General features: G+C 71.8%; 4 protein-coding genes and 1 pseudogene. 1 reads left to right on the top strand and 4 read right to left on the bottom strand.

Annotated elements, in window-relative coordinates:
- Nucleotides 1–6: 6 nt before the first annotated feature.
- Both ABZY11_RS42585 and ABZY11_RS42580 read right to left on the bottom strand, forming a co-directional pair.
- On the bottom strand, nucleotides 7–1440 hold the full coding sequence (locus ABZY11_RS42585) for a phosphomannomutase/phosphoglucomutase (RefSeq protein WP_356484321.1): 1434 nt from the start codon (nucleotides 1438–1440) through the stop codon (nucleotides 7–9).
- A gap of 187 nt (nucleotides 1441–1627) precedes the next feature.
- The gene (locus ABZY11_RS42580) at nucleotides 1628–2005 is read right to left on the bottom strand and encodes a DUF3499 domain-containing protein (RefSeq protein WP_356484320.1); all 378 of its coding nucleotides are present in this window, start codon (nucleotides 2003–2005) and stop codon (nucleotides 1628–1630) included.
- A gap of 345 nt (nucleotides 2006–2350) precedes the next feature.
- Here ABZY11_RS42580 and ABZY11_RS42575 point away from each other — a divergent pair, with 345 nt between their 5' ends.
- A complete protein-coding gene (locus ABZY11_RS42575; protein ID WP_356484319.1) occupies nucleotides 2351–2779 on the top strand; it encodes a metallopeptidase family protein in 429 nt (142 codons plus the stop codon).
- A gap of 54 nt (nucleotides 2780–2833) precedes the next feature.
- On the opposite strand, the gene ABZY11_RS42570 is transcribed toward ABZY11_RS42575, so the two are convergent.
- Both ABZY11_RS42570 and ABZY11_RS42565 read right to left on the bottom strand, forming a co-directional pair.
- Complete coding sequence (locus tag ABZY11_RS42570; protein WP_356484318.1) at nucleotides 2834–4354, bottom strand: DUF5719 family protein; 1521 nt, start codon at nucleotides 4352–4354, stop codon at nucleotides 2834–2836.
- Nucleotides 4351–5604, bottom strand: a pseudogene (locus tag ABZY11_RS42565) (family 2 glycosyl transferase); the annotation flags it as partial. The gene ABZY11_RS42570 and the pseudogene ABZY11_RS42565, both read right to left, overlap by 4 nt.

Here is a 5604-nt window from a genome sequence, read left to right as displayed (position 1 = left end):
CGCTCCTCAAACGCCGGAGGGGCTGGATGGTCCGCCGGAGGTACTGGAAACGGTGCCGGGCGGGACAGGGGTTGGGGGGGTTTGGAGCATGGTCAGTACCTCGTCGCGTACCGCTGTCATCGTCCGGGTGTCGCGGGCCTCCACGTTCAGGCGCAGCAAGGGTTCCGTGTTGGAGGCCCGGAGGTTGAACCACCAGTTCTCGGCGGTGACCGTCAGGCCGTCCAGGTCGTCGGTCGTTACTCCGTCGCGGGTCGCGAAGGACTCGCGTACCGCTGCCGTGCAGGCCTGCTGGTCGGCGACCGTGGAGTTGATCTCGCCGGAGCCGGCGTAGCGGTCGTACCGGGCGACCAGTTCGGACAGGGGGGCCGGCCCGCCTCCCAGCGCGGCCAGCACGTGGAGCGCTGCCAGCATGCCCGTGTCGGCGTTCCAGAAGTCGCGGAAGTAGTAGTGCGCGGAGTGTTCGCCGCCGAAGATCGCGCCGTGTTCGGCCATCTCCGCCTTGATGAAGGAGTGGCCCACGCGGGTACGGACCGGGGTGCCGCCGTTCTCTCGGACGACCTCGGGGACCGAGAGGGACGTGATCAGGTTGTGGATGACGGTGCCCTTGCCGCCGTTGCGGGCGAGTTCCCTGGCCGCGACCAGGGCGGTGATCGCGGACGGTGAGATGCCCTCGCCCTTCTCGTCGACGACGAAGCAGCGGTCCGCGTCGCCGTCGAAGGCGAGGCCGAGGTCGGCGCCCTCGGACACGACCCGGGCCTGGAGGTCGACGAGGTTCTTCGGGTCGAGGGGGTTGGCCTCGTGGTTGGGGAACGTGCCGTCGAGTTCGAAGTACATCGGTACGAGGTCGACGCGCAGGTTCGCGAAGACGGTGGGGACGGTGTGGCCGCCCATGCCGTTGCCCGCGTCGACGACGACCTTCAGCGGCCTGATGGACGTCAGGTCGACCAGGGACAGCAGGTGGGCCGCGTAGTCGGCGAGCGTGTCGCGTTCGGAGACGGTGCCGGGGGCGGCGGCCGGCTGCGGGGTTCCGGTCTCGGACCACTTCTCGACCAGGGCCCGGATCTCTCCGAGCCCGGTGTCCTGGCCCACGGGTGCGGCGCCTGCCCGGCAGAGCTTGATGCCGTTGTACCGGGCCGGGTTGTGCGACGCGGTGAACATCGCGCCGGGGAGGCCCAGGCTGCCCGAGGCGAAGTACAGCTGGTCGGTCGAGCAGAGGCCGATGAGTGTGACGTCCGCGCCGCGTGCCGCGGCTCCGCGTGCGAAGGCTGCCGAGAGGCCGGGCGAGGAGGGCCGCATGTCGTGGCCGATCACGATCGCGTCCGCGCCGGTCACCTCGACGAACGCTGCCCCGAACTGCTCGGCCAGCGATTCGTCCCACTGATCGGGCACCACTCCGCGCACGTCGTACGCCTTCACGATCTGCGACAGATCAGCAGCCACGGGCCGGTCCTCCTGAGATTTCTGCGGACCGCCCAAACTACCCGGCAGCGGCTCGGGCGGGCCGCCGGGCGGGGTCGTACGCCGGGCCGTCGCCGGGTTCCGCGGTGCAGCAGCGCTTGTTGTGGAGATCGTGTCGTCCGGCAGAGGGACAGTCGAACCCTTCGGGCCGCCGGGCGGCACGCCACGCTCAGGAGTCCGGTGAGCGCAGCACCCTGAGATGGCCGCGGCGCGCGACCTCCATCGGATCGGCGGCGTGCGGGCCGCCGCCCCGCCCCTCTTTTCCACGGTCCTGCGGCCGCGCCGCTTCCCGTACGGCATTGGCGAGCGCTTCGAGATCGTCGCCGCTGGGGCGGGTGGGAGCGGAGGGGTCGGAGAGCCGGACGACCTCCCAGCCGCGTGGTGCCGTCAGCCGCTCACTGTGCTCGGCGCAGAGGTCGTAGCAGTGGGGCTCGGCATAAGTGGCGAGCGGGCCGAGGACCGCAGTCGAGTCGGCATAGACGTACGTCAGTGTCGCGACGGCAGGGCGGCCGCACGCGGTGCGCGAACAGCGACGTACAGGGCTCACGATGTTGGACGGTACCGCACTCTTGAGCGGGCTGCGACGACTCTCCCTCAGGTCACCCCACCGTGTCGCCCTGTGACCTCGGGCACAAACGCCTTCCGGACACTCCTGCTGACCAGCGGGAGGACGGAGAAGCACGGGCCGTATCGGCAACGATTCCGGTCACCACTCGGCACAAAAGCTGTCATACAGCAGGAGATCAGCGGTCAGGAGCAGGGTCTGAAACGTGCCCCTGGTTGGCCGGATTGTTCAGGATTGGACATGCCGATGCCTTGTCATCGGACATGCCGATGCCCTGTCAGGGAGCGGCGATCGGCCTGCCTCGCGGAGAGTTACCCTGCGTCAGTGATGGACAGTCCCGTACCTCCCCACCCGTCCGAGCCACGCCCACGCCGTCGTGACCGCCATGGCCGCGGCATGCGGGGGCCCGTCGCCCCACCGCAGGTGCCGCTCTCGGCCAGCAGGGCGGAGAACTTCCGCGATCTGGTGCAGGACTCGGTGGAACGGCTGGAGCGGCGCTGGCCGCAGCTGGCCGACGTCGATTTCATGGTGCTCGATGTGCCGGGGACACAGGAGGAGACCGTGCCGCTGGGGCGGGCGGTCTCCGCGGAGAAGGGCCGGCCCGCGCAGATCGTGGTCTACCGGCGGCCTGTCGAGATCCGTACCAAGAACCGCGACGAGCGCGCCCTGCTGGTGCACGAGGTCGTGGTGGAGCAGGTCGCGGAGCTGCTCGGGCTCGCCCCGGAGTCCGTGGACCCGAGGTACGGGCAGGAGTAGCGGCGGCCGCACGGGCGGGAGTCCGGCGTTCCGGATCCCGCCCGTGCCGGCCGGTCAGTCGTCGAGGACCGACAGGTCCTGCTCGGCCGCGGGCACCTCGACCGTTCCGCGGTCGTCCGGCAGGGTCTGCACGGTGAACATCTGGATGCCGCCCTGCGTGAGGGTCAGCGTGCGCGCGGCGTGGACCGGGCCGCCCGACTCCGTCTCGACCGTCAGGGCGTAGCCGCCCTTGAGCCCGGACGGTACGGGCGGGGTGACCGCCAGCGTCGTACCGCCCTTGACCGTGTACTTCTTGACGGTCTGCTCGCCGCCCTCGCTGCCCGCCGACGCGGTGACCTTCACGGTGGCGGTGGCCCCGGGCGCGGTGAGCGAGAGGACCGAGCCCTTGTCCCGGTTGTCGGCCGCGGTCGCCCGCGCGCCCACCGGGCCGGTCGCCGGGATGTAGCCGATCTCCTGCTTGTCGCCGGTGCCGCGGACCACGCGCAGTGCGGCGACCACCGGGGTGCGCTTGCCGCTCCTGGCCGGGGTCAGGAGCAGGGAGCCGGCTTCGCCCTTGGTGATGTCCTTCAGGTCGACGCTCGCGGTCATCCGCGACTTGACGTGGAGCTCCTCGTGCCCGACCGGGGAGATCGCGCCGGTCTTGCCGAGCAGTTTCACCGTCAGATCGGCGTCGTCGTCACCCGGCGCGAAGGCCACGAGACGGACCGAGGTGGCGTCCGCGGGAATGCCGGGGATCACCAGGGTGCCCGTCGGGTCGGCGGAGGCGGCCAGCCAGTCGCTGCCGACTTCCTCGTCCGCGGCCCTGACGACCGCGCCGACGCGTCCGGTACGGGTGGTGACGTGGACGGTCACGTCCTCGGTGACCTCGCTGGTGAGCGTGGAGATCAGGACCGGGACGCCGGACCGGGCGGGCACCGTGATGCCCTCGCCGACATCGGACTTGAGGGAGCCGTCCGGACCGTACAGCTCGATGTCGGCGACGGCCGCGGTGTCGTCCGGGTTGGTCAGGTGGACGTAGTCCTCGCGGGACTTCGCGGTGCTCGCGGCCGGGAACCAGAAGTCCGTGCCGGGCGCGGTGCAGCTGACGCCGAGCAGGCCGCGGGCGCTGCCGGCCTCGACCGTGGTGGTCTGCTGGGCGGTCCAGCCGGGGGCCAGCCGGCCGGTGGCGGTGCCGACCAGCGCGGGGGCGTCGGCGCCGGACGCCTCGGCCGTGGCCGGTTTGCCGGGCTCCTTGAGCGAGACGACCGGCTTTCCGGAATCCGCCTTCTTCTTGCCCTTCTCGTCCTTCTTCTTCTCGTCGTGCTTGCCGCCGTCGGCCGCGGTGGCGTTCTGGAGCTCGGCCGTGCCGGCCTCGCCGCCGCTGCCGCCCACCGGCGTGAAGGAGGTGTAGGTCGTCTCCGCCAGGTCCGAGAGACCGGGGGCCGGGCAGAGCAGGCTGGACCGCTCCACCGGCAGCCGTGCGGCGGCCTTCGCCTCTGCGGTGTCCCCGTCGCCGGGCGCGGTGAGCACGGCGAATCCGGTGACGGCGGCGAGGGCGACGGTGCCCGCGATGAGGGACAGGCTGGTGGACTTCACTCGGACTCGCCTCGCGATGCGTTACCGGTCGGCCACGGGGTCTGGCCCGGGGCGGGGTTCTCGTCGGGGTTCTGCGGGTCGTACTGGGCCTGCTGGCCGTACTGGCCCTGTGGGTCGTACTGGCCCTGTGGGTCGTACTGGCCCTGTGGGTCGTACTGGCCCTGCTGTCCGCCCTGTTGCCCGTAGTGGGCCTGCGGGTCGTACTGCTGCTGTTGGGCGTAGCCGTACGGGTCGTAGGTGCTCTGCTGGTACGGGTCGGCGGCAAGGTGGTGCTGCTGCGTGCCGTACTGGCCGTCCTGGTACTGCTCGCCCTGGTACTGCTGGTAGTCGGCGCCCTGGTACTGCTGCGCGTCCCATTCGCCGTACTGCTGCTGCGGCACCGCCGCGTACTGGCCGTGGTCGGCCTGCTGGGCGAAGACGTCCTGGTCGTCGCCCGGGTTCGGCTGCGGTTGTGGTTGCGGCTCGGGGGGCTGCTGGGCGGGGGTGTACTCCTCCGCCTGCTGGGCCGGGATGTACTGTCCCGCCGCGTCCGGTGCCTCCTCGGCCTGCTCGGCCTCCGCTTCCGCCTGGGCGGCCGCGCGCAGCCTGCGGGCCCGGCGTCCCTCGCCGGCGACCGGCTCCACGGGGACCGGCACGGTCTCCTCGGGGAGGTCGTCGTCGATCTCCCGGCGACGGCCGGGCAGGGCGAGGACCAGCAGGACGACGGCCATCGCCGACTGGGCCCAGATCCAGGCGGTGTGGGTGAGCGGGGTGTCGTACGTGAGGTCCAGCGTGCCGCCCTCGGCGGGGAGCTCGAAGCCCTGGGCCCAGCCGTCGACGGTCTTCGGGGTCAGCGTCCGGCCGTTGAGCGTGGCCTGCCAGCCGGGGTCGGCGGCGTCCGCGATCCGCAGCACCCGGCCGGAGCCGCCCGCCGGAACCTTGCTGTGCGCCTCGACGGGAAGGGAGCCGACGGGCAGCGGTTCCGCGCCGGAGTCGGCGCCGGACGGGATGATCATGACCCGGGCGACCTGGCGGTCGACCCGCCACAGCGCGCTGCCGTCCAGCTGGCTCAGCCGGCTGAGGCCCGGGGTCTCGTCGAGGACCCGGCTCATCTGCTTCGGGGCGCCGTCGCGGACCAGTACGTAACGGATCGCGAAGCCGCTGAGCTGGCTGCCCTGGTCGGCTCCGGAACCCGCGACCAGATTGGCGACGACCTTGTCGAGGTGGCTGTTGCTGCCGCCCGCCTCGGCCTGTTCGGCGTCACCGAGCCG

The sequence above is a fragment of the Streptomyces sp. NPDC006510 genome (assembly GCF_040611955.1).
Lineage (GTDB): Bacteria > Actinomycetota > Actinomycetes > Streptomycetales > Streptomycetaceae > Streptomyces.
Note: the sequence above shows the minus strand (reverse complement) of the source record. Positions and strands in the feature narration are given on the sequence as shown.